General features: G+C 37.6%; 31 protein-coding genes, 1 tRNA gene, 1 other RNA gene and 1 other annotated feature. Of the genes, 2 read left to right on the forward strand and 31 right to left on the reverse strand.

Annotated elements, in window-relative coordinates:
* Positions 1-36: 36 nt before the first annotated feature.
* Positions 37-1,038, reverse strand: a complete 1,002-nt coding sequence (locus FGL89_RS03510) for a Gfo/Idh/MocA family protein (protein WP_014973776.1) — start codon at positions 1,036-1,038, stop codon at positions 37-39.
* Positions 1,035-1,775 (reverse strand): GH25 family lysozyme, encoded by a 741-nt coding sequence (locus tag FGL89_RS03515; RefSeq protein ID WP_135198020.1) that lies wholly within the window; start codon positions 1,773-1,775, stop codon positions 1,035-1,037. Before FGL89_RS03515 ends, FGL89_RS03510 begins: the two co-directional genes overlap by 4 nt.
* A gap of 201 nt (positions 1,776-1,976) precedes the next feature.
* Here FGL89_RS03515 and FGL89_RS03520 point away from each other — a divergent pair, with 201 nt between their 5' ends.
* Positions 1,977-3,206 (forward strand): aminopeptidase, encoded by a 1,230-nt coding sequence (locus FGL89_RS03520; RefSeq protein WP_014973774.1) that lies wholly within the window; start codon positions 1,977-1,979, stop codon positions 3,204-3,206.
* 98 nt (positions 3,207-3,304) lie between these two features.
* On the opposite strand, the gene proC is transcribed toward FGL89_RS03520, so the two are convergent.
* The 29 genes from proC to FGL89_RS03665 all read right to left on the reverse strand — a co-directional run bounded on the left by proC (position 3,305) and on the right by FGL89_RS03665 (position 23,753).
* Complete coding sequence (proC, locus tag FGL89_RS03525; RefSeq protein WP_014973773.1) at positions 3,305-4,072, reverse strand: pyrroline-5-carboxylate reductase; 768 nt, start codon at positions 4,070-4,072, stop codon at positions 3,305-3,307.
* Between the two features lie 63 nt (positions 4,073-4,135).
* Positions 4,136-4,771 carry a deoxynucleoside kinase gene (locus tag FGL89_RS03530; RefSeq protein ID WP_014973772.1) on the reverse strand — a complete coding sequence of 212 codons (636 nt, stop codon included), beginning with the start codon at positions 4,769-4,771 and terminating at the stop codon, positions 4,136-4,138.
* 96 nt (positions 4,772-4,867) lie between these two features.
* Complete coding sequence (locus FGL89_RS03535) at positions 4,868-5,629, reverse strand: M15 family metallopeptidase (protein WP_014973771.1); 762 nt, start codon at positions 5,627-5,629, stop codon at positions 4,868-4,870.
* Between the two features lie 143 nt (positions 5,630-5,772).
* A tRNA-Lys gene (locus tag FGL89_RS03540) sits at positions 5,773-5,845 on the reverse strand.
* Positions 5,846-5,931: 86 nt separating this feature from the next.
* Positions 5,932-6,927, reverse strand: coding sequence for a UDP-glucose 4-epimerase GalE (gene galE, locus FGL89_RS03545; protein ID WP_014973770.1), 996 nt, complete (start codon positions 6,925-6,927; stop codon positions 5,932-5,934).
* Between the two features lie 57 nt (positions 6,928-6,984).
* Positions 6,985-7,725 (reverse strand): acyl-[acyl-carrier-protein] thioesterase, encoded by a 741-nt coding sequence (locus tag FGL89_RS03550; protein WP_014973769.1) that lies wholly within the window; start codon positions 7,723-7,725, stop codon positions 6,985-6,987.
* A 42-nt stretch (positions 7,726-7,767) separates the two neighbouring features.
* On the reverse strand, positions 7,768-8,643 hold the full coding sequence (gene rsmI, locus FGL89_RS03555; RefSeq protein ID WP_014973768.1) for a 16S rRNA (cytidine(1402)-2'-O)-methyltransferase: 876 nt from the start codon (positions 8,641-8,643) through the stop codon (positions 7,768-7,770).
* Between the two features lies 1 nt (position 8,644).
* Positions 8,645-9,568, reverse strand: a complete 924-nt coding sequence (locus FGL89_RS03560) for a DNA polymerase III delta subunit-related protein (RefSeq protein ID WP_014973767.1) — start codon at positions 9,566-9,568, stop codon at positions 8,645-8,647.
* Positions 9,568-9,897 (reverse strand): cyclic di-AMP receptor DarA, encoded by a 330-nt coding sequence (locus FGL89_RS03565; RefSeq protein ID WP_014973766.1) that lies wholly within the window; start codon positions 9,895-9,897, stop codon positions 9,568-9,570. The genes FGL89_RS03560 and FGL89_RS03565 overlap by 1 nt, the downstream gene beginning before the upstream one ends.
* A gap of 3 nt (positions 9,898-9,900) precedes the next feature.
* On the reverse strand, positions 9,901-10,545 hold the full coding sequence (tmk, locus tag FGL89_RS03570; protein ID WP_014973765.1) for a dTMP kinase: 645 nt from the start codon (positions 10,543-10,545) through the stop codon (positions 9,901-9,903).
* Between the two features lie 29 nt (positions 10,546-10,574).
* Positions 10,575-10,835 (reverse strand): YaaL family protein, encoded by a 261-nt coding sequence (locus FGL89_RS03575; protein WP_014973764.1) that lies wholly within the window; start codon positions 10,833-10,835, stop codon positions 10,575-10,577.
* Positions 10,832-11,437 (reverse strand): recombination mediator RecR, encoded by a 606-nt coding sequence (gene recR, locus FGL89_RS03580; protein WP_014973763.1) that lies wholly within the window; start codon positions 11,435-11,437, stop codon positions 10,832-10,834. Before recR ends, FGL89_RS03575 begins: the two co-directional genes overlap by 4 nt.
* Before the next feature lie 34 nt (positions 11,438-11,471).
* On the reverse strand, positions 11,472-13,238 hold the full coding sequence (gene dnaX, locus FGL89_RS03585) for a DNA polymerase III subunit gamma/tau (RefSeq protein ID WP_014973762.1): 1,767 nt from the start codon (positions 13,236-13,238) through the stop codon (positions 11,472-11,474).
* Positions 13,239-13,350: 112 nt separating this feature from the next.
* An RNA gene (gene ffs, locus FGL89_RS03590) (signal recognition particle sRNA small type) lies at positions 13,351-13,444 on the reverse strand.
* Positions 13,445-13,463: 19 nt separating this feature from the next.
* Positions 13,464-13,982, reverse strand: coding sequence for an HD domain-containing protein (locus FGL89_RS03595; protein ID WP_014973761.1), 519 nt, complete (start codon positions 13,980-13,982; stop codon positions 13,464-13,466).
* Between the two features lie 45 nt (positions 13,983-14,027).
* On the reverse strand, positions 14,028-14,552 hold the full coding sequence (gene tadA / locus FGL89_RS03600) for a tRNA adenosine(34) deaminase TadA (protein ID WP_014973760.1): 525 nt from the start codon (positions 14,550-14,552) through the stop codon (positions 14,028-14,030).
* Entirely contained in the window at positions 14,542-15,171 is a 630-nt protein-coding gene (locus FGL89_RS03605) for a class I SAM-dependent methyltransferase (protein WP_014973759.1), read from the reverse strand. Before FGL89_RS03605 ends, tadA begins: the two co-directional genes overlap by 11 nt.
* Before the next feature lie 63 nt (positions 15,172-15,234).
* Entirely contained in the window at positions 15,235-15,600 is a 366-nt protein-coding gene (gene rplL, locus FGL89_RS03610; RefSeq protein ID WP_014973758.1) for a 50S ribosomal protein L7/L12, read from the reverse strand.
* Positions 15,601-15,646: 46 nt separating this feature from the next.
* Positions 15,647-16,180 carry a 50S ribosomal protein L10 gene (gene rplJ / locus FGL89_RS03615; RefSeq protein ID WP_014973757.1) on the reverse strand — a complete coding sequence of 178 codons (534 nt, stop codon included), beginning with the start codon at positions 16,178-16,180 and terminating at the stop codon, positions 15,647-15,649.
* A 30-nt stretch (positions 16,181-16,210) separates the two neighbouring features.
* Positions 16,211-16,330: a sequence feature (ribosomal protein L10 leader region), on the reverse strand.
* Between the two features lie 38 nt (positions 16,331-16,368).
* Complete coding sequence (gene rplA, locus FGL89_RS03620; RefSeq protein ID WP_014973756.1) at positions 16,369-17,061, reverse strand: 50S ribosomal protein L1; 693 nt, start codon at positions 17,059-17,061, stop codon at positions 16,369-16,371.
* Positions 17,061-17,525, reverse strand: coding sequence for a 50S ribosomal protein L11 (rplK, locus tag FGL89_RS03625; protein WP_014973755.1), 465 nt, complete (start codon positions 17,523-17,525; stop codon positions 17,061-17,063). The genes rplA and rplK overlap by 1 nt, the downstream gene beginning before the upstream one ends.
* A 112-nt stretch (positions 17,526-17,637) precedes the next feature.
* Positions 17,638-18,267: a transcription termination/antitermination protein NusG gene (nusG, locus tag FGL89_RS03630; protein WP_147000431.1), complete on the reverse strand. Its 630-nt coding sequence runs from the start codon at positions 18,265-18,267 to the stop codon at positions 17,638-17,640.
* A 117-nt stretch (positions 18,268-18,384) separates the two neighbouring features.
* Positions 18,385-18,558 carry a preprotein translocase subunit SecE gene (gene secE, locus FGL89_RS03635; protein ID WP_014973753.1) on the reverse strand — a complete coding sequence of 58 codons (174 nt, stop codon included), beginning with the start codon at positions 18,556-18,558 and terminating at the stop codon, positions 18,385-18,387.
* A gap of 11 nt (positions 18,559-18,569) precedes the next feature.
* Positions 18,570-18,719, reverse strand: a complete 150-nt coding sequence (gene rpmG, locus FGL89_RS03640) for a 50S ribosomal protein L33 (protein ID WP_014973752.1) — start codon at positions 18,717-18,719, stop codon at positions 18,570-18,572.
* 52 nt (positions 18,720-18,771) lie between these two features.
* Positions 18,772-19,362, reverse strand: a complete 591-nt coding sequence (locus FGL89_RS03645; RefSeq protein WP_014973751.1) for a TetR/AcrR family transcriptional regulator — start codon at positions 19,360-19,362, stop codon at positions 18,772-18,774.
* Positions 19,363-19,443: 81 nt separating this feature from the next.
* On the reverse strand, positions 19,444-20,994 hold the full coding sequence (locus tag FGL89_RS03650; protein WP_014973750.1) for a YhgE/Pip domain-containing protein: 1,551 nt from the start codon (positions 20,992-20,994) through the stop codon (positions 19,444-19,446).
* A gap of 188 nt (positions 20,995-21,182) precedes the next feature.
* Positions 21,183-21,725 (reverse strand): ribosome hibernation-promoting factor, HPF/YfiA family, encoded by a 543-nt coding sequence (gene hpf / locus FGL89_RS03655; RefSeq protein WP_014973749.1) that lies wholly within the window; start codon positions 21,723-21,725, stop codon positions 21,183-21,185.
* An 82-nt stretch (positions 21,726-21,807) separates the two neighbouring features.
* Positions 21,808-22,218: a ComF family protein gene (locus FGL89_RS08735; RefSeq protein WP_223822752.1), complete on the reverse strand. Its 411-nt coding sequence runs from the start codon at positions 22,216-22,218 to the stop codon at positions 21,808-21,810.
* A 257-nt stretch (positions 22,219-22,475) separates the two neighbouring features.
* Complete coding sequence (locus tag FGL89_RS03665; RefSeq protein ID WP_135198017.1) at positions 22,476-23,753, reverse strand: ATP-dependent helicase ComFA; 1,278 nt, start codon at positions 23,751-23,753, stop codon at positions 22,476-22,478.
* 269 nt (positions 23,754-24,022) lie between these two features.
* Between FGL89_RS03665 and FGL89_RS03670 the strand changes: the two genes are divergently transcribed.
* Positions 24,023-24,658: a YigZ family protein gene (locus FGL89_RS03670; RefSeq protein ID WP_014973746.1), complete on the forward strand. Its 636-nt coding sequence runs from the start codon at positions 24,023-24,025 to the stop codon at positions 24,656-24,658.
* Positions 24,659-24,694: the final 36 nt, after the last annotated feature.

Genomic DNA, 24,694 nt, shown 5'->3' on the forward strand with positions numbered 1-24,694 from the left:
TTTCTGAAATGGCGATGCCATTAAAATATGTCGTTGCTAATTTTGCAGTTCATCAGCTGGGAAAACGATACCAGCTGACTGACGCAAGTCAAAAAGTGTTTGATTGACCTGTTTTGCTAACTGGAACCATTGATTATAATGTTCATGCTGTGCTACTGGATCATTAATTATATCAGCAAAATCCTGTGCTTCTTTAATCATTGGATTATCAGCCACTTTTTCACTAATAGTGTCAGCATTCCCCTCACCATCATAATACTTAACTTCTTCAAGTTCTGCAATATTTGATATCACAATGGTTTCTTTCAAACCATAAATTTCACTGGGTAAATAAGAATTAGCACTTTTACCAAAAAGAAGTGTCACGTTATAATCATCGAAAAACAAGTTAGCTGTTCCCTTACCATCAGCACCGTTTCTAAGTAAAGTTGGTAAATATTGTACAGCTCGCGGTGTGCCAAACAAAGAGATAGCCGCATACAATGGATAAACGCCCAAATCATACAACGCACCACCACTAAATTCGCGTGTTAGAACATTTGGCTCGTCACCGGCTAAATAAGCATCATAACGCGAAGAATACTTTTGGTAAACAAATGTTGCTCCTTGCAATTGGGTGAGTTCACCCATTGTTTGTTCAATAATTTTAAAGTTAGATTGGTGCACATGTCGCGCCGCTTCAAAGAAACGGACATCGGGATGTGACGCCAGTAGCTCTTCAATAATTGCAAACTCTGTTGGATTACTGAAAGCCGGTTTTTCTACAATAACATTTATCCCTGCTTCAATAGCTGCCTTAGCCTGTTCAAAATGTAAAGCATTTGGAGAAGCAATATAGACAGCGTCAATGTTAGTGTATAAGTCACTTAACGTGGTCACAATTGAGACGTCATTAGTAGATAACGTACTTAAAAAATTTTCCCCACGTTCAATTGTACGAGAATAAATTTTTGATAATTCATATGCTGTTGTTTTTTGTGCCGCCTCAATGAACATTTTTGTAATCCAGCTTGTACCAATAACACCTAATTTAATCATTTTATGTCCTCAAATTGCTTTCTCGTGCCGTTAAACACGCTTGTTGGCATTTTAATGGCTTTCAACCCTGTACCAATGGTGTGATCTTCACTATATTGAATAAATTGATTCTCCTTTGCTGTATTCTTGAGATTATCTTCAACAAGCCAGTACTTCGTCTTCGAAATAACGGTGCTCAATCTTTTTTGCACGTCCGGCGTTGTGTAAATAATCGCTGATTTATTGTAATGGTCATTAAGAATTGTAATCAATTCAGCTAAACGCTCCTTGTCTGATCGCGTCGATACTTGCCTTGAAGCCACAGAAATAGCAATTGGTAGCTGTCCTACTTGATTGCCCACATGATTAATCAAATATTGCGCTTGTGTGGACGCATCTGTCGTTGAATCATATGTTTGCAGCGTACCCACTTTTAAACTAGCTGCTTCCGCACGTTTATAACTAGTTTGATAATTATCTTCGGTAAATGAATCACCAGTCGTGGCAGCTATATAAGCAAAATTAATCCCGTTATTAGCTAAATTAGAATAATCAACATAGCTTGATGGCTGATTAATAGCCACTCCCTGCATTGAAAATCCAGCAGGTGTCGCGTCAGAATTCACAACAGCTGGCTTAGTAAAGATCCAGACAGAAAAAGAACTTATAATTCCTACTATGATAAGAAAAGAACTAAACCATGTTAAAGATTTTTTAGATTTAATTTTTTTTGATGGCGTGTGTGCGTTGTTTGTCATACTTCTATTATACAAAAATTATAGGAAATTAGCGCTATAATGTCCTGGAATTTATATTAAACTTATATCACAAATAATGAAAAAACAATAAGTTTCTATTGAAGATAGTAATTTTAAATGAGATAATAATGAAACACAACAAATATTATGGAGGCTAAATTGGTTAGTTATTTGACCTTGTAACTACCATACATTATAATCATGTCACTTGAAACCAAATTAAATCAGTACGCCCAACTCATTATTAAACGTGGCGTTAACGTCCAACCTGGGCAAACAATTATTTTATATGCCGCTGTTGATGAAGCTTATTTCGCACGTAAAGTCGTTAACGCAGCTTATGCAGCCGGCGCAAGGGAGGTCGTTGTTGAGTGGTCAGATCAGCAAATTGACAAAGACTTCTTATCTCACGCGCCCATTGAACGATTAGAATATGTCCCTAAATATGAGATAGACAAAGCTAATACACTCATGGATAATTTTGCCTCACGCATTTCTTTACTCTCACAAGATCCAGATGGATTAGCCACTGTTGATTCCAAACGACTATCTACTTACTTAAAAACGAAACAAAAAGCGCTAAGTCGTGTTCGTGAGGCAACTATGAAAGACGACATTTCATGGCTAGTTGTCGCTGCTGCTGGACGCGCTTGGGCTGAAAAAGTGTTTCCAGATTTGCATGGCGAAGCTGCTGTTCAACGGTTATGGGAAGAAATATTAAAAGATGTGCGTATTGATGATAATTCAGATGCACTTGAAAATTGGCAAGCTCATATTACAACTTTGCAAGAAAAAGCAGACTGGCTAACTTCGCAAAACTTTAAAGCATTACACTATAAAAATAGTCAATCAGATTTCACAATTGGTTTAGCCACTGGACATATTTGGGAGGCTGCTATCTCGTCCGATAAAGCAGGCAACACTTTTATACCAAATATGCCAACTGAAGAAGTTTTTACTGCACCTGATAATCGCAACATTAATGGTCATGTTGCAGCTACTTTACCGCTCTCTTATCAAGGTAATCTCATTGAGAATATCACATTAGATTTCAAAGATGGTAAAATCGTCAATGCATCTGCAACTAAAGGATTAGATGTGTTAAACCAAATTATTAACACCGACGACGGTGCTAAATCACTTGGCGAAGTATCATTGGTCCCAGATCCTTCCCCAATTTCACAAGGTCATGTTTTATTTTATAACACATTATTTGATGAAAATGCTTCAGATCACCTAGCTATTGGTGCCGCCTATGCCTCAAATATTATTGATGGTAAAACAACCAATCCCAAAGATCTCGCGTCTCGCGGCTGGAATATTTCAGATGTTCACGTTGATTTCATGATTGGCTCTGCTGACATGTCAATTGATGGTATCACTCAAGATGGTGATATTATCCCTGTATTCCGTTCTGGCGATTGGGCTTAATATATAATTAAAATGACCTGGATCTCAACATATAATGAGATTCAGGTCATTTTAATTAACAAATCACTGCCAGATTTAATTGTCGATTAGTCAGAAAATTATAAATGCTTGTGTTGCATCGTTGCCTTAATAGCATGCTTAACAGCATCATCAAAATTTTCAGCATCTAGATCATCTAAACCAGCGCGTGTCGAGCCACCTGGTGAAGCCACTTTATCTTCCAATTCTTGTGCTGTAGCATCCGATGATGCTAACATCATAGCAGAACCCAACACTGTTTTCGTTGCAATATTAGTGGCTACCTCTTCTGATAACCCGTTGTTTATTCCGGCTTGTGACAATGCTTTAATATATTTAAATACAAAAGCTGGTCCAGAACCCGCTATAGCAGAGAAAATAGTAAACTGATCTTCAGATAAATCTGTACTTTCTCCCAACTTCTCAGTAAACTGTCCAAAAAGTTGTGCATTGGGCGCCATTAATTGCCCAGATGCAAATGCTATCAGTCCTTGATTAATTGCGACATTGACATTAGGTAGTGTACGGACAATTTCAGTTGAATGCGTGGCTTCTTGCAATTCTGATAGAGAAATACCTGCTAAGACAGAAATAATTAATTGTTGATCAAAATGCAACTCGTTGGTAATGCGGGTTAGTTGGTTAGGTAAAAATGCTAAAACAACCACGTTACTCTCGTCAATAAGGGCTTGTGGTGACAACGCTAACACGCCCCATGTATCAGCAAGCTTACTTGCCGAACGCGGTGAAGAAACTAAAATATCAGTTGCTTGAACCCCACTTTTCAATAAGCCTTGAATCATAGCTTTTGCCATATTACCTGTTCCGATAAAACCATATTTTGTCATAAACTAATCTCCTTGTTAGCAGAAAGCAAGATGTCATCATAATACCTGCTTAGTTGGTTTGGATTAAATTCCTGCTAGTTTCGTATCAATCATATCCAAAACTTTATCACGTGACAGCTCATCTTCAACAAAATCAAAGCGATCACCATCAATTTGAATCTTTGGTGAACGATCATAAGCGTCAAACCAAGCATCATAACGGCGATTCAACTCTTGATAATAGTCGAATAGTTCAGGGTTCTCATCGATTTGTTCAAATGAACGCCCTCTTATTTTAATACGTGATAACATCGTTTCAAAACTAACCCGCACATGAATTAACAGGTCTGGGTTTTTAATATCAGCTACCCCATCCATTTCTGACATCATATTATCCACAAGTGACTTATAAATATCAACTTCTGTTTGCGTCGCACGATTAAGATCTGCTGTTAATTGAAATAATAACGCATCTTCATAAATTGAGCGATCTAAAATATTGTTTTTACCAGTTTTTTGTGCTGTTTTAATTTGTGACAAGCGCTTATTCAAAAAATAAATTTGTAATAAAAAACCATATTTTTTGGGGTTTTCGTAGAATAATGGCAAGATAGGATTGTCGCTTACACTCTCATAAAACGCCTTTGAACCGAGGTGATCTGCTAACATTTTAGTTAAACTTGTTTTGCCGGCACCAATCGTGCCCGATAATACAATCATTCATCTCTCCTGATTTCTTTGGATTAAGTACTTACCTAGTATATCAAAAATTAGTCTGGTTTTCAGAAATTAATCGTCTCACATATCGAAAACAAACTACTTGCGAACTGTCTGTAATTGCTTCACATAAGCTTCCAATGTCAAATGATGATCTGTCATATATTTAGCATTTGTTCTACCTACATATCGAAAATGCCAAGACTCATAATCAATGCCGGTTTGCTTAATTGATTGCATGTCTTTAGGATAGCGAAGTACAAAACCAAACTCTGGTGCATGCTTAATGAGCCACTGCTGTGATTTGAATTCATCCATCTGTGCCATCAGCCCAGGGTATTTAGCTATAGCATCGTTACCAGCTAAATCTACTGCTAAACCAGTATGATGTTCAGAAGACCCTGGTGTCTGAATGACAGACTGCGTTAACTTGGTTGCGGCTGATTTATCCATGCCGTTAGCTTCATTTTGAGTAATTGAATTTTGATAAACTTTTGTTTGGTAATCAATTGACCGGTATGCTGACACGAGTGTCGTTGCATAGCCTGCTTGCTTAGCAGCTTCACGAAATGCTGCTAGTGGTTTCTCAATGCGAATATCCATTTGTTTATCATCAACCGTAACCTTACTAAAAGTCATTTCAGTTGTGATGGGGTGTTGCTTGTTAACTAATTTTAATTGCCAATCGTTAACTTTAGCACCTTTTGGTAATTGTTTTTGCGCTGCTATTTGTTTTTTTGGTATATTATTTTGTGTTACACTACGGTCTGAACGATTTTTTGATGATTGATTCAAACCATACATTACCCCAACAGCAACTATTAATAAACCCAAAAAAATAACCCAACCCTTACGCATCATTTCTATTCCCCCTGCTATTTTCTTTATTCTATCACGAATTAGTCACTAAATAAAAAATGCTAGCAGTTAACGTCAGTAACTACTATCAACAATATTATAATTTAATCAATAAAAAAAGCGATATAATATTATATCGCTTGTGATGGACAGCCAGGGGCTCGAACCCTGGACCCACGGATTAAGAGTCCGTTGCTCTACCAACTGAGCTAGCTGTCCATTTTGCTGCTTTCACAACAAAAAATATCATACCATAGATTAATAAGATATACAATACTTTATACGCAAACCCTCAATAAAGTTGATTAGTTCTTATCGTCATATCCTTTAGGATGACTTTGATGCCAATTCCAAGCTGTTTTGATAATATCTTGAACATTATCATACTTCGGTGCCCACCCAAGAATATCACGTGCCTTATCTGAATTAGCAATCAATATATCTGGATCACCAGCACGACGTGGACCAATCCTAGATGGAATGGCTACACCTGTGGCAGTACGCGCTGATTCAACCATTTCTTTAACAGAAAATCCTGTGGCAGAACCTAAATTGAATTGATTAGAATCGTTACCATCAGCTAAGTATTTTAAGGCCCGCAAATGTGCATCAGCCAAGTCAAGCACATGAACGTAATCACGCACATTGAAGCCGTCAGGTGTATTATAGTCATCGCCAAACATTTCAATATAGTCACGTTGACCCAACGCTGCTTGCAAAATAATAGGTACCAAATGCGTCTCTGGTGTGTGATCCTCACCAATTGATGCATCTTCAGCTGCACCAGCAACGTTAAAGTAACGCAAAGCTACCCATTTAATGCCATCAGCTAAATCAGACCAAGCCATAATTTTTTCCATCATTAACTTTGATTCACCATAAGGGTTAATGGGATTTTGTGGGTCTGTTTCCTTAATCGGAATATTAACTGGATTACCATAAGTTGCTGCAGTAGAAGAGAAGACAATTTGCTTGACATTATGATCATTCATAACTTCAAGCAATGTTATCATACCACTCGTATTATTATCAAAATATTTTAATGGATTAGCAACTGATTCAGGCACAATAGAAAATGCTGCAAAATGAACAACCTGTTCGATATTTTCCTGATCAAAAACCGCTGATAAAGCATCTTTATCACGAATATCAACTTGATAAAATTTTGCCTTAGGATTAACCGCTGCACGATGTCCAGTGAAAAGTGCATCAACCACAACCACATCACGTCCAGCTTCAACTAACGTTTTGACCATGTGTGACCCGATATAACCGGCGCCACCTAATACTAATACTGACATTATTCTTTCCTCTAACCACTATTATATCAAAAATTAACTATGTTTAACGTAACTTATTCAAGTAGCTGTATTATCACGCCACTCAAATTCAGCTTCAGCACTAACAACATCGCCAACCATGATACGATGTTTACTATAATTATCACCAAGATTTACTTGAGATTTAATATTATGTCCTAAACGAACCTCATTTTCAAATTTCAAATTGATATAGGTCATTTCGTGCGTTAATAGATAGTCAGGTGCGATTACATCTTGCATCCACTCAAAATACTTAGAATTATTAACATGCTTATTGGCATCAATATCAAGAAACCGCACATGATAATCATTTTCTTCAAAAGGCTCATCATGCCCAATTTGTGCTGGATTTGGAATACGTGGAATTTTTTTTACTTTTTCAGCTTGATATTTCTCGATAATATCTTGCGGTAAACGAGCCATCTTACGATTCTCAATATCTATCATTGCCCAAATAGAATCGACACGTATAATTTCTTGATCATTTTTATCCAAAAACAAAAATGGTCGTCGTACAAAAAACGGATTGTATTTAGCAGCACAAGTTTGTATTTTAATGTTCTCATTAATTTTTGGACGACGTAAAATATTGACTTCGTATTGTAAGATAACCCAACCTAACCCGCGTTCCAAATGGAAGTCTTGTCCAACGCCAAGATCGTCACTCTGATTCTTTGAAGCTAAAACTGCCCAATTTAGAATCATAGGTAATGATAGTTTGCCAGTTGTATCCGCTTCATAATACTCTACTTGTCGTTGAATTTCGTATGTCTGCATGTTATCCCTTTCCAAGCATCCCCAAATAAGCTTTGTAACAGCTTAACTTAAACCATGATAATCAGCATAAACGGCTTGTCGCGCTAAGCCACGTGTTTTAGCGATTTGCTTAATTGCAGCATTTGGTTTTAATCCCTTAGCGATCAATTCCTCTACTGCTTCTTGTACAGACAAAAATATTTCATCCTCTGGCGCTTCAGGTAATATTTCTTCAGTAGTACCTGCAATCATAACAACGAATTCACCACGAATTTCATTATTTTTGGCCCATACAGCAAGTTCTTCAACACTACCACGCAAAAACTCTTCATATCGCTTTGTTAATTCACGAGCTAACACAACCTGACGATCATTCCCCATGACTTTTTGAATATTTTCCAAGGTTTTCTTTAATCGATGTGGTGCTTCATAAAAAATAACGGTATCACGCATTGTGGATAACTGTTGTAATTCTACGAGTTGTTCACTGTTTTTACGTTGTAAAAAGCCGTAGAAATAAAATGGTTGTGGTACCAGCCCACTAGCAATTAGAGCTGTGACACCAGCAGTTGCTCCAGGAATCGGCACAACTGTTAACTCATTTTCAACCGCTGCTGCTACCAATTCTTTGCCTGGGTCAGAAATAGAGGGCATGCCAGCATCACTGACTTGCGCAAGACTTTTACCATTTTGCAGGTCAGCAATTAATCCAGGAATTTTAGCCTGCCAATTATGTTCATGAAAACTAGTCTGTTTCGTATTAATACCAAAATAATTGAGTAACTGTTGTGTATGACGTGTATCTTCAGCTGCAATCAAATCAACAGTACGCAACGTTTCCACTGCTCGTGGCGACATATCTTGTAAATTACCAATAGGTGTTGGTACTAAAAACAACGTCCCTGTTTCACGTTGTTGAAAACTTTTTTGTTGTTGCACATCATTCTCCTAACGCAAGTGTTGTATCCAATACTATCTTCTCTAATCGTGTCTGTAACGACACATTAATTTTCCGTAAATGATCATCTGAAAAAATCGCATCACTGGCTTGAACGAGCTGTTGATTGGTATAATGTTGAAGCAATGTTTTATATAGACCCACTAGTTTTGGAAACATGAGCTGCTCATCTGGTACTTGTCCAAAAACAACAGTATCACGGGACAGTTGATGTAACCATTCCAAAAATAATTCTTGTTGTTTTTCTTCTTTCAACTGATCAATCAATTGTAACTGAACATATGCAAAAGACTCAATACGTCGCTGCATCATTAACTCAAACCACTTAAACAATAGTAACTGTGTTTTTTTTCGCCAATCATTATCGACTATATCATCACTATCATCAATTGGTATTTCCGGTAGTAGATGAACAATTTGTGCTCGTGATTGAATTGTTTTCAAAACATCGTTAACGTTTTCTGCAAGCATCACGATCAATTGTGGACCAGCTGGTTCTTCAATAAACTTCAACAAAGCATTGCCCGATGCGCCACTAAGTGTTTCAACAGCATCAAACACGAAGACTTTACGTTGACTTTCCTGTGTTGTTGTCACAAAGTCTGGCGTTAAATTACGAATTTGTTCAACTTTCCAAACACGTCTTGTCCCATGTCCACTTTTCGGTAAACTAGGTTGTGTTATTTTAACATCAGGATGCTCATTTTTTTCAATTCTGATAGCATTAAGGCCGCTATCCCCAACAATTTGCCAAGCTAAATAACGTGAAAAAGCCAGTTTTTTCGGCTGGCTCGGTCCCACAAATAAATATAAATGGCTTAATTGATTGTTAGCTATAAGCTCATCAAAATGTGCCACTTGAGTTGGATAAGTGGTTTGTGATGTTTTAAAAAAATCTGGTGCCATTAGAATTGATGAAATGATTCAATATTTTGTGTGAATACAGTAGCACCACCGACTTCAACTTCTATTGGGTAAGCCCCGACATGATCAGCACCAGCATCCAGACTGACTGGTGGTACCATAAACTGTTTACGTTTTTGTGATACTTTTTGAATTATATCTAATACATCTTGCATACGGTCATCTTCAATCGCAATTAAAAATGTCGTATTTCCCGAACGCAGAAAGCCACCGGAAGTTGATAAGCGTGTCGCACGAACGTTTGCTTTCACGAAAGCATTGCTTAATTTTGATGTATCTTTATCTTGAACAATAGCTGTAATAAGTTTCATCATTTACTCCTTAGGTATATCTAATGCATTGAATATCAACGCATGCGTATCATCAATTACCTTTTCTAAAGATTGTGTCGCATCAATTATTTTAATTCTATCAGAAAATTCTCGTTGTAGTTTTAAATATGTTTGGCGAACCGTTTGATGAAAAGACAACGCTTCTTTATCCAAACGGTCTATTTTAGACTGCCTATTTGCTTTCACACGTGCTAAACCAAGTTCAGAAGGTACATCAAGATAAATAGTCAAATCTGGTAATAACCCATCAATGGCAAATTGGTTAATCTGCCAAATATTTTCTACACCTAACCCACGGCCACCACCTTGATAAGCCAATGAACTATCAACATAGCGGTCTGAAATAACAACTTTATTTTTTTCCAAGGCTGGTAATATAACTTCAACAAGATGTTGGCGCCGCGCAGCAGTATATAATAGTGCCTCTGTACGGCCATCCATACCATTATCTTCAGTCGGCTGCAAAATATCGCGAATGGCTTCCGATATCGGATTACCACCTGGTTCCCGCGTCGTTACCAAATCATCACCTAATATCGGTTTCAACTCTTCAATCAATGCTTGTAAAACACTTGTTTTACCAGCACCCTCAGGCCCTTCAAATGTAATAAATAGTGGTTTTTTCATGTTCTGTCCTATTTGTTGTTATAACTATATTAAAGACGGTCACTTTTCAACACATGCGTCTGCATATGCCCAACTGTTTTTCGGCGCCGTGCCTCCCGATATAAATAATTGAATTTAGCTTTTGCTAGTGCTGTTTGTGCCTGAATCAAACGCACATTGACTTGTCCATCTAGCAAAGCTTCTTCTGAATTTTGTGCTGTATCCCAGTCAATTTTTGCTTTATCGATTTGAAAGACTAGGGATTGGTCATATTCTCGACGTAAATTATATTTCTTTTTACCAAATATCATAATTCTGTTCGTCCTTGCACAGCCTTAATTAACGTTAATTGATCAGCGTAGTCAATATCAGAACCAACAGCTAGTCCATGTGCTAACCTTGTCACTTTTAACCCAGCAGGCTTCAGCAGGCGTGCTAAATACATGGCAGTCGCCTCACCTTCAGCATTGACATTGGTCCCAACAATCACTTCATTAATTTCTTGATGCTCTGATAAACGTCGGATAAGACTAGGTAAATTAATGTCTTCTGGGCCTGTTCCTGCACTTGGTGAAATAATACCATTCAAGACATGGTACAAACCATGATAGTCACGAGTATTTTCCATGGCCATGACATCGCGTGAGTTTTCAACCACAAAAATCGTGGATTGGTCACGCGAATCATCCTGGCAAATCACACATGGGTTAACATTTTTTTCTGTAATATTGCCACAGATTTCACAAAATGTCAGATCTTGTTTAGCACTCGTGAGGGCCTTTGAAAAATCAAAAACATCGGTTTCATCCATACCTAAGGTATAAAAGGCTAAGCGTGTAGCTGTTTTCACACCAATGCCTGGTAATTTGGTATAATTATCGATTAATTTTGCAATAGGTTCTGGATAATCCATAAATTTAAAACGGCTATGATGGCCAATCCTTTCATTAATCTACTACAGTCACGATATCATCACCAAATAATTTTTTTGCTTCTGCTACAATTGTTGGTTCACTCGTAATTTTATCTGATAATTTTACATCTGACAATGTCGCTTCTTTTTGCAAAGGACCGCTAACTCGCGCGACATCTGCCAATTTAACATCCGGAACTGTGCCAGCTTTCAGCTGTTTAACATACGCAGCACGTTCTTGATGCCAATCATCCTGCGAAATCAGTACCATTTCAGCGGGTAATGATTGATCACGTAAAGCGCTATTTAACTGACTCTGCAAAGTTGTATCTTGCAAAGCTTGGACCAATAGCGCTGGATAATCAAAAGCCAATACAACAGCTTCATCACTCGCAGCTACCGGTTCCGCAATGGTCAACATTGCTTGCTGTGTGACATCAAATTGGCCAATTAACGTTGCCCAATTCTCTTTAATACGCGTTAATGATTCTCGCTTAGCTGACTTTAAAACGGCAAATACAGCTTGTTGACCTGTTCTAGCAATTAATTTTTGAGAAGATGTTTGTGTTTGTACGTTGCCGTTACTATTATCGTTAATAGGTACCGGTTCAGATATTTTTTCTTCGCTTACAGTACGCTTATCTGCCGAACTTGTTGTAGATACTTTCTCAACTTGTTGTTCAGGTTTGCGATCTACCTGTTGTACTTCTTTGACAGCTTGATGGCTTGATGGTATAGGTTCATTATCTATTGTACTACTTTGTGTTGGATTCATACTTAATTTTACAGTTAATAATTCCAAATAAATGTCACTCTGCATTGTTTGCATTAACTGCTTTTGAATATCATCTAACGTCATCATCATTTTTTGAATCCGTGATGTACCTAATTGCTGTGTTAAAGCTTGAAGTTCTGTTAACGCAATCGTTGATTTAATTAATTCTGGTGCCACGTCAGCTAACATGACATCACGCAATAAACCAAGCACATCAGCAACAAACCGTTGTGCATCTTTGCCTTCTAGTAAGATATCATGTAATGTTTTCAGACTGGCTTGTGTATCAAAGCCACTAACTTGCTGCAAATAAGTTAACAAGCGTTTCGTAGTTGTTGAACCAGTTACCTGCAAAGCATTATCAATCGTCACAATATCTGCACCAAAAGCAATGACTTGATCTAAAATTGATAATGCATCACGCATGCCACCTTCAGCAACATTTGCAATAATACGCAATGCGCCTTCTTCATACTTAACATTCTGCTTTGTCAATATTTCTGCTAAACGTTTTTGAATAGTTGAACTACCAATACGCTTAAATTCAAACCGTTGTGTACGCGACAAAATTGTCACTGGTACTTTTTGTGGCTCCGTCGTGGCTAAAATAAATTTCACATTAACTGGTGGTTCTTCTAGTGTTTTCAACAAAGCATTAAATGCACTGTTAGATAACATATGCACTTCATCAATAATATAAATTTTAAATGCTGCTTCAAGTGGTGCGTAATCGACATTTGTTAAAATATCGCGTATATCTTCTACTCGACTATTGGATGCCGCATCAAATTCAATGATATCAGGAATTTGTGAATCATCAGTAGCCGCATCAATACCATTAACTTCACGCGCAAAAATTTTAGCAGCAGATGTTTTACCCGTCCCGCGTGGTCCAGAAAATAAATATGCATGCCCTGTTTGATGTGTTTCAATGGCATTTTTAAGTGTTTGTGTAATAACCTCTTGACCAACCATATCATCAAATGTGCGTGGTCGATAAACCCGGTATAATGCTTGATATGCCAATGTTATCACCTCCAACTAACAAAAAAATATTAATATGTCATATACAGATTTTGTAGTTTATCCTAACTTGTTTTAACCACTAATCTTTACAAAAAAAGACCGCAAAGCGGTCAAATATGTACACAAGCACAACTTCGAACAACCTTAGGGCTGCTACATTCCTGTCCTGACCCAGTTCGGGAGCCGACGCTTGCCTGCTTTACTATTATATCTAATTTTTGGCATTTACGCAAATACTTCAGCGACCTTTTTCACCCATTTAGTATGCCATGCAAAATAAGTTAAATAAGCCTTTGGTATCATATACTCATTTACCGCCGCAAAATCATCTACTAATGAGACAATCCAACTTTCGCGATATTTTGGTAGTGCTATTGTAGCACCAAACATGTGCTTAACAATGATATCTGCTTCTTTGTCATTAATGTGTGTAATTTTTTGCGCGTTTTCTAAAGCAATACGTGGGTGCACATAAGCATGCGAACCTTCTTCAAACTTTGTAACACGCCAATCATAATAAAATAAATCGTGCAAAAGTCCCGCACGTGCTGTAGCGGTTGCATCTGCCCCAATTTTTTTAGCAATAGTATATGATTGATATGAAACTGAAACTGAGTGTCGTAAACGATTAGAAAAATGATGTTGCGTGTATTGCGCCAACTGCTGTACTTCATCACACTGTAATAAATCATCAACAATATTCAAATAATCTTGATCCGTGCGCCAAGAATTGGGATTTTTCATGTAGTATTGACCTCTTTACGTTATGTTGATTATTATAATACAATTTCACAATTTTTGCTGACTATTTGCTTCATCGCTTTTTACACGTTGTCGTTTAGCTCGAATTTTAGCAAAGAAATTTTTCAACAGCTTACCAGATTCTTCACTACGAATGCCCACGTGAACGTCTACACGATGATTTAACCGTTCATCTTCTAATAATTTATACAATGACCGTGTCGCACCACCCTTAGTATCGTCTGCACCATAATAAACAGCCGGGATTCGGGCATTAATAATCGCACCGGCACACATTACACAAGGTTCCAACGTTACAAATAAAGCCGTGTTTTCCAATCGCCAGGAATGTAAAGCTTGATTGGCTAATTCAATAACCAATAGTTCAGCATGCGCCGTTGCCAATTGGTTCGTCTCTCGATGGTTATGCGCGCGTGCAATCACCTGATTATCATACACAACAACTGCACCGATAGGCACCTCACCTTCTGCATCCGCCAATTTAGCCTCATTCAAAGCTTCTTGCATAAAATAATCAACTTGTTCATCGCTAAATGTTGGGCTAGTCGCCATATGTGCTCTCCAAAATATAGTATCCTTTGTTTTTATGAATCACTTTAGCATTACCAAATGCTGAAGCCATATTTTTTTGTGCTGATGGTGCCCCTTGCTTCTTCTGCAAGACAGCAATTAGTTTACCACCTGGTAAAAGGTGGTGCATCGCATCTTGTAACATCGCAGTAACAACATTTTTTCCAGCTCGAATGGGTGGATTGGCTAATATCAAAGCATACTTATCCTGAACATTAGCATAAACATCAGATTGGAAAATATTCACTAATGAACTAACGCCGTTACGTTCTGCATTCTTCCTTGCTAAATCCAGAGCCCGCTCATTAACATCCGTCATATCAACTTCTCGATCAAATGTTTTTGCCACAGCAATCCCCACAGGACCATACCCAGTACCTAAATCTAATACTTTCCCTTCAATTAGTTTTGTATTAGGCAAAGCTTCTAGCATTGTTCGTGTACCAAAATCAACAGTTGATTTTGAAAAAACACCACTATCTGTTATAAAATGTAATGTTTGACCCAATAATTCAAAATCAAAGTTTTGATAATGATGATCAGAATTAGGATTTGAAGTGAAATACATTTCACCATCAATTTTTGCTTTAGATTCTACCATGAGAACTCCTTAAATTTATGTACAAAAAAAGAAGTACCTAAGCACCTCTTTTAATATGATGAATTACTTCAAAGTTACAGAAGCGCCTGTTTCTTCCAAAGTTGCCTTCAATTCATTGGCAGCAGCTTCATCAAGACCTTCTTTAATGATTGAAGGTGCATCATCAACTAATCCCTTAGCTTCCTTCAAACCAAGACCAGTTGCTTCACGAACTGCCTTGATAACCTTAACCTTAGCAGTACCTGCTGAAGTCAATTCTACGTCGAAGTCTGTCTTTGCAGCGGCTGCGCCGTCTGCTGCACCAGCTGCGGCTACAGGAGCTGCGGCTGAAACGTTAAATTCTTCTTCGATTGCTGAAACCAAATCAGCCAAATCCAAGATTGTTGCATCCTTTAATGATGCGATAATCGCGTCTTTATCAAAAGCCATGATTAAATCCTCCAAATTGTTTTTTGTTTGTATTTGTTTTTAAAAATTATTCAGCATCTGAAACTGCTTCAACAGCAGGTTCTTCGCCTTCTTCCAACTTCTCTTGCACAGCCTTAACAGCATATGCAAATGAACGGATTGAGAATTGGAATTCGGCCATCAACTGACCAAGCAAGCCTTCGCGTGATGGCAAAGAAGCATACTTATTAATGTCGGCTATGTTGGCAATATTGCCATCAACAACACCACCTTTAATTTCCAACTTCTCGTTGGCGTCAGCAAACTTCTTCAAAATACGTGAAGGTGCAATAGCATCTTCTTCTGAGAAAGCGACAGCTGAAGGACCAGCAAAAAGGTCATTTAATTCAGCAAATCCGGCTTTTTCAGCGGCACGTGTCAAAATCTTGTTTTTGATTACTTCAAGTAAAACGCCTTCTTCACGCAATTGATGACGTAGCTCTGTAGATTGAGCAACTGTCAATCCACGAGCATCAACAACAACGGCTGAGGCAGCATTCTTGAATTGTTCAGCAACTTCTTCAACTTTTTGTGCTTTAACTGCAATAGTCTTTTCACTCATGATATATGTTCTCCTTTCTTTATATAATTATTTTGCAAAAGAAATCCCGTGAGCCAACAGACACACGGGAAAAGTTTTTAAACTTCCTCGGCAGGATAAATATTAAGGTATTACTACCTCCTGAGTCTTAGGCAAAATGATTTAATTTACTTAGTAAGTATATCAGATAAAACAAATATCGTCAAATCTTATAAAGCATTCAAGTCCAAAGCAACAGCTGGACCAAATGTTGATGAAATTGAAGCATGTTGTACGTAGGCACCTTTAACAGCAGCCGGACGTGACTTAAGAACTGTGTTAGCAATTGTTTGAACATTTTCAGTTAACTTAGCAACATCAAATGACACACGACCCACAGGAACAGCAACGTTACCATCACGGTCTGTACGGTATGTTACTTGTCCACCCTTGGCATCTGAGACAGCCTTAGTAACATCCATTGTTACTGTGCCAGTCTTAGGGTTAGGCATCATACCCTTAGGACCTAAGATACGGGCAACACGGCCTACTTGAGCCATCATATCAGGTGTTGCAATAGCTGTATCAAAGTCTAACCAACCGCCTTGAATTTGAGCAACAAGATCAGCCGCACCGACAACATCAGCTCCAGCAGCTTCCGCTTCCTTAGCTTTGTCGCCTTGTGCAAAGACAATAACCTTCTTATCTTTACCAGTACCATTTGGCAAAACAATAGCACCACGCAATTGTTGATCAGCTTGACGTGTATCAACGTTTAAATTAAAGACAACTTCAACTGAAGCATCAAATTTAGCGTAGTCCATTTCTTTAATCAATGAAACAGCATCATTCAAAGCGTAGTTCTTTTCAGCTTCTACTTTTGATAATGCTTCAATATACTTTTTACCATGCTTTTTAGTCATTATTCTGCGTCCTCCTTGATTGCTGTACCTTCAACAGTCAAGTCAACACCATCAACGGTAACACCCATTGAACGTGCTGTACCTTCGATCATACGCATAGCTGCTGTTACATCATTAGCATTTAAATCTGCCATTTTGTTTTCAGCAATTGCACGGATTTGATCCAAAGTAACGTTTCCAACCTTCTTAGTATTAGGTTCACCTGAACCCTTACCAACAAGCTTACGTAATTGATCAGCAGCGGGTGGTGTTTTTGTAACGAATTCGAATGAACGGTCATCAAAAACAGTGATTTCAACCGGAATGACTGAACCTGCTTGATCTGCAGTACGCGCGTTAAATTCCTTTGTGAATTGCGCGATATTAATGCCGGCTTGTCCCAAAGCTGGACCAACTGGTGGAGCTGGTGTTGCTTTAGCAGCGGCAATTTGTAGTTTAACTACTGTTGTAACTTTTTTAGCCACGATTTTTTCCTCCTCGTGTTGTGGTAGACGCAGCTTTAGTGCTGCTCCCACGCATGTCGATGACATACTCTATAATTATATTAAAAAAATATTCAAAATGCAATAGTTAAATTTAGGCTTGATCTAACACAGTTTCAACATCAGCAAAGTCTAATTCTGTCGGTGTTTCACGACCAAAGACTTCAACTGTTGCTTCAAGCGTTTGCTTTTCTGTATCGACAACAGTCACTGTCCCTTCCATACCAGAAAATGGACCAGCAATAATTTTAACAATTTGACCTACTGCGACATCTAAGTCAACAACTTCACGTGTAACCATGCCCATACGCTTCATCAACAAATCGACTTCTTCAGGTAATAGTGAGTTTGGCTTTGAACCAGCACCGTGAGAACCCAAGAATCCAGTGACACCAGGCGTGTTACGGACAACATACCATGCCTCATCTGTCATATTATAATCATGTGGCGTAGCCATTTCAACTAACACATAACCTGGAAAATCATTTTCCACTGATGTCTTGGCTTCACCATCTTGAATGGTCGTGACTTCTTGTTCTGGTACCAAAATACGGAAAATTTGTTCTGACATCCCCATTGTTTGTGTACGTGATTCTAAATTGGCCTTAACTTTGTGTTCATATCCTGAATAAGTATGAACAACAAACCATGACTTTTCAATGTTATCTGTATTTGATGCCGTTTCTTCAACAGTTTCTTCGGGTGTTTCATTATTTTCAGACATAAAATTTAGTTGTGTATAATATACACATTTCCTCCATTCATTTCAATAGAAAAAAGAACTTCGCCGAGAAGTCCTTCTAGTTGTCTTTAGTATACTATACTTTTTGTAATTTCGCTATTATTTCATAACAAAATTAAAGCCACTTTGCAAAAGCCAATCCATGCCACCTAAGAAAACAGCAAAGATAACAGAAACGGTAATAACAGTTACCGCTTCTTTTGAAGCTTGTTGTTGTGACAACCATGTCACTTTTTTCATTTCAGCTGCGACGTTTCTAAAATAATTGAGCATATTTGTAACCTTTATTTTGTTTGTTGGTGCAATGTATGTTTGCCACAGAATGAGCAAAACTTACTAACTGCTAAACGTTCTGTACGATCTTTTGACAATGCAACTGTGTAATTACGTGATCCACATACTGTACACGCAAGCGATACTTTATGACTAGCCATGAGCTGCCTCCGTAAATTTCTTATTTTAGCATAACATTTAAGCAGGTAAAACTCAACGATTGAGTAGACCATAAAGAATGAGATCTAATAATTGTTGAATTCTTTCATGCATTGTTGTTGTACCATTGAGCGCATGAAAATCGCTAAATAGTGGTGATAGACTCGTAATAAAAAACGAACTAGCCATTTTTGAATCAATACCTTCCCGCAAAGGCACCACTTCTTGACTGAAAAACTGTGCAATGGGCATGACATAATTACGACCAAAAACCATGCCTAATTCCTGCTGATGTTGTGGCGATAACGTATCAAAGCTACCATGTATTAGTGAAAATACATCGCGTGGATGACGTGTTATAATCACCTCGGTTAACGCCACTAGCTGGTCAACAGGTTGTGGATATGTTTGGTCCAAAATAGCCATCATATCAGTCATAACTTGGTTTCCTACGCGCTTAATCACCTCAACAAACAAAGTCTCTTTATCACCAAAATGATGATAAATCGCAGGTTGCGTGATTTTTAGTGCTTTAGCGATTTCACGTGTCGTCGTTTGTGCATAGCCATTCAATAAAAATTGCACAGTTGCCGCTTCTAAAATTTTGGCATATGTTTCTTCACTTTTACTCGGCTTCGTTACCATAACTCTAGTTTACACCCTTTAATGAGCTTAAAAAAGCATTAAAATTCTCATAATTAGCGTGGCTGATTGATTTCTCAGCCATCAAGCTTCGTCAGCCATCATTGCCTTAAAATTCTGACGTTGCTTCATGCGATAATATGTCACCAATAATATTGTGATAGCCAAAAACCAAATTACTAAAATAATCACATTTTGTTGTATATTACCACCAAATATCAATTGTCGCACAACATGGTTCAATGCGCTCAATGGCCATATATTATAAAAATAATTAAAAATACCAGTCGTCATTGATTGTGGCACCGTTGTCACTGCGAAAATTGTTTGCAGCGTTAAAATTGTAGTACCTAACCACCAGCCAAGCTGCCCTAACCACTCTTTTAAATACCAAATGATACTCATCATTGCCCATGAAGCAACAATAGTAATACCGACAATCACCCAAAAATTAAAAAGAGACACGTGCCAAAAAATACCACTTGCTACCATCAAAGCAACAGCCACAGCATTTAATAACCCAGCCACTTGAAAATTTTCCCACCATTGTTCAAGTGCTAACGCTTCTTGTTTAACCGGCTTCATTGGCAATAATAAACCAAATAAAATGGCCAATAGTGTCACACCAATCACCAAGATGTTAGGTAATATTGTTTGGCCACTCTGACGAATAGGTTGTACATCTTGTCGATCAAAAACTAGTAGTTGCGTCAATGGTGATGTCTCTTTATTATCTGCTTGCTCGCCTGACATTTTCTGAAGTTTATCAGCTATACTAGTTTGACCCTTTTTCAGCGTTTTGGCACTACTTTGGATAATGCCAGATTTATCACTCAATGCTTTTGTAGTGTTTAGACTTGCTGCAATGTTACCAATACCACCAACCACAGAAGTTTGCATTGTATATGACAAATCATTCATTGCCACAGCCATTTCTTGAATTTTAGCTGTGTCATTGGCCTGAACCGCATCATTCATTTGTGCAGAATAGTTAGCCATTTTATTAGCGACATCAGTTGCTTTTTCTTGTAGCTCTTCAGCATTATCCGTGTCTATTCCGTTACCAATAGCTTGCAGATTCAGCTGCAAGTCGCTGGATTCCTGTGACAAATTTTGACTTTGTGTTGTGAGATTTTTTAAAACAGAATCATTACTAACGCCCATCATTAAACGTGCATTTTCACGATTAAGCACGTTATCCAATTCATGTTGCACGTACTGCGAAGCAAATTGACTTTGCCCACTGGCAATTATTTGCTTTATTGTCACACTTTTTCCAGTCTTTTTGAATTCAGATACATCCTGTGTTAGGCTTTTTGGTAAAATCACAACACCACTAACACGGCCTGTGTGCAAAGCATCATTAGCTTTTTCTGGTGTTGAATAAGTCACAAAACTTAATGTTTTACTCTTTTGGAGCACCTCTGCAAAGTTTTTCCCAACATTTTGTGTTTTACCCTGATATTTTGCAGATTGATCCTGGTTAACCACAGCGACTTGTAACTTACTTGCATGTTGTGCCATATGACTTGTTGCACCTATGAACCCCGCCACAAGCAGCGTCGGTACTAAAATAACGAATAACCACTTTACTAATTGTCTCTTGTCTTTTAATAGCAATTGCCAACTAAACATAAAAAAAACCTCTTCTATCTAATATAAATAGCATAACGATAAAAAAAGCATTTTTGGGCGACTTTATAAAGTTTTATGACTTTTTATGACAACTTATGTCTTCTAGGACAAGTATCGTCGCTGAACCTTTAAAATATTTGAATAATAAAAAAGCTAAACCCTTGTTTAGCTTTAGTTTAATATTAAAATTATTCAGTCTCTAACAGACCATATTTACCATCTGCACGCTTATAAATAACTGAATCTGTATTGGATTCTGCATCTTTGAAAATAAAGAAATTATGTTCCAACAAATCCATTTGTAACGCTGCTTCTTCTGGTGACATAGGTTTTAAATCAACTTGCTTCCTACGTACAATTTGTAAGCTATCATCATCAACATCTGTTGCTGGAATTTCATCATTGGAATCAATACCCTTAAAGCCAGTTTCACGTGACTTACGGTTAATCTTAGTCTTGTACTTACGAATTTGACGTTCCAATTTTTCAGATACAGCATCAATAGCTGTATACAAATCTGGATTAGTATCTTCAGCACGCAATACAACGTAAGGCAGTACAATTGTAACTTCAGCCTTACCGGAGTTATTTGATTGATACGTACGCAAATTTATATTAGCATTTGCTGTTTCTTCAATATAGCGGTTTAACTTAGTTAAACGCTTTTCGACATATTCACGAAGTGAATCAGTTACCGCGATGTTTTCGCCACGTACATTAAAATCTAACATAATAATTCCTCCAATTAAGTTACTACACTAATTATACCATATGTGTAAGCGTTTTCTGTAAAAATAAACATTTTTTCATAATTTAACGTGCTAACGATAGACTTTTCACATTTTTCGCACCTAAATCGTACAATAAGTCTGCTGCATGATACAATGTGTTCCCTGTTGTATAGACATCATCTACAAGCAACACTCTTTTGTTGTGTAGTGGTAATGATTTGCTCACTGTAAATGGTTGTGTCCGCATCATGCGACCTTTCCTATTAAATTGTGACTGGTGACTTTTATTTTTAGCTTTGACTTTTAGTAAGTCACTCAACGTCACACCTTCAAATAGACCAACTGTCTGATTAAATCCTCGTGTCATCATGGTGTACTCACTAATGGGAATAACTACAACTAGATCTATAGCCATATTATTCACGTACTGGATTAATTCATGATTAAATATCTGACGCAAACTGTAATCACCATTAAATTTGTATCGTTGCATAAAATCACGCATTGCATCATTATACTGATATAACGAAGTATGTTGTAATAAGATTTTACCTTGTTTTTCCCAGCGTTGACAATCAAAACACAATGACTCATTATTCTGCTGACGACCACAACCTGAACAAGCACAACTAATAGACACAAATTCCGATTGACAAGCCTGACACAGCTTGTTTGGTTGCCATCTTATCATACCAAACGTTTGCAATAACGACGGTGTTTGTTTAATGAACGTCTGACATAGTTGGCATATCATTTTCGTCCTCCTAATTTCTTACCTCGATGATTCATTTGTTTAATTTGCCTTTGAGCAGCTACCACATTTAAGCTAATATGTTGCACGTAAGCTCGTACCAATCCCGTTGGCCGATCATTTTTACGCCCAACGCGTCCGGCAATTTGAACTAAAGCATTTTCACTAAAAGTCGTATCATCAGCGCCTAAAATTAACACATCAATGCCTGGAAAAGTGACACCTCGTTCCAAAATCGTTGTGGTGACAAGATATTGCAACTGATAATCTCGCATAGCTTGCACTTTTTCTTGTCGTCTACTATCTGCCGCATGAACATAGTCGCCTTTTAAATGTGGCACATGCTTGTTAATCTGATCATACACTTTTTTTAAATCAGCTACTTTCGGCACAAATATTAAAAAACGTTGTTCTGTACGTTGAAAATGAGTCAGTTGTTTGACCAACTGCTTCGGTATCTTTCGTCGCCAATTACCAACTAATGTTGTTTTTATTACCGGTAACAAATGTTGATGATACCTCAACGGTAAGTAAGATGTTTTTAATGAACCTCTCCGAACACGTTTTTGTAATTGTTTTGTAGGTGTCGCTGTTAGAAAAATCAACGTTCCAGTAGCCTTTTTAGCTTGTTGCACCGCATAAGATAACATTTTATCGCCTGCGTAAGGAAAGCTATCAACTTCATCAACAATTAACAAATCAAAAGCAGATTTAAAACGTAACATCTGATGTGTTGTTGCTAAAACCAAAGGTGTATAGCGATAGTCTTGTGTTTGTTCTCCGTGTAACACGACCATATCAGTTTTTGAAAAGGCAGCCTGTAATCGTGGCGCTAATTCGATAATCACGTCGACCCTAGGTGAAACAATCCCAACACGATATCGTTGCGTCAACGCTTTGTGTATCACCGGAAACAACATTTCAGTCTTTCCTGCACCCGTAACTGCCCAAACTAAATGTTCATTTTTTTCTTTTAATGTCGCGATAAGTTCATTACTAACTTCTTGTTGTTTCGCAGTTAGTTTTCCTGACCAACTTAAAATATCGTGACCATCAAAGAGATTCGGCTCTGGCAAAGATAACAAAACATCACGCGAACTAACGCGTCCTAAAGCTAAACAAGCACGGCAATAAAAATGATAGTTTGGTAGTTTTTCAATATCAGTTTGCCCGCAGCGTTGACAAATGTGATTATTAAACGTCGCCGCTACTGATACATAAGCTGGCACATTTTTTATTTTTGGTTGTACAAGTTGCCTGCCGTAATATTCTTCCATATCATATTCTACGTTAATGATAAGAATTGTTCACAAATCACAACTATGAAAAAAATATTCTTTAAAAATACTATTAAATAAGCTATAATTGAATAGTTATGATCTGCTAGTGTAATGGATCGCACGCAAGATTCCGGTTCTTGAAATCCGGGTTCGACTCCCGGGTAGATCATATAAAAAGCTGTCACGCTAACGCTTGACAGCTTTTTTGTATGCTTTAGACAAATGATCAACTCACTTTCTGAAACTAATACGGTATAATAACCTATATGAATCAATACTTAACTATTGCACCACAAAATTATACATGGGAACAAAACATTAAAAAGTCCCGTTTCATACTTAATGTTGCCCGAATAACTTCAGAAGAAGATGCACGCCTTTTTATTGAGCGTATTAATAAAGCGCATTATAAAGCTAACCATAATGTTTTTGCCTATATGCTAGGTGACAATGATCAAATCCAACGGTACAGTGATAACGGAGAACCGAGTGGCACAGCAGGTGTTCCCATGTTAGAAGTTTTACAGAAAAACCATTTACATGATGTAGTTGCTATTGTCACACGTTACTTTGGCGGTATTAAATTAGGTGCTGGTGGTCTCATTCGTGCCTACTCTGGAACGACTGCTGACGGTCTAAAATCTGCTGGATTCGTCGAACGTCTAACTCGTTTAAAAGTTACCATTACAGCACCGTATCGGCATTCTGAAACACTAAATTACTGGCTTGAAACAAACAATTATCCAATCATTGAAACACAATACGACACCATGGTCCATTCAGTTGTTGCTGTTTCGGAAGATGACTTGTCACAATTTAAAACCACCTTAACTAATCACTTCTCTGGTTCTTTAACCTTCATGGTTGGTGAGACAATCTTCTTTGAAATACCTGTCAGTTGAAAATAAAAAAGCTAGACAATTAACATACTGTCTAGC

Origin of the sequence: Leuconostoc carnosum (assembly GCF_007954525.1) — a bacterium.
Classification (GTDB): Bacteria; Bacillota; Bacilli; order Lactobacillales; family Lactobacillaceae; genus Leuconostoc; species Leuconostoc carnosum.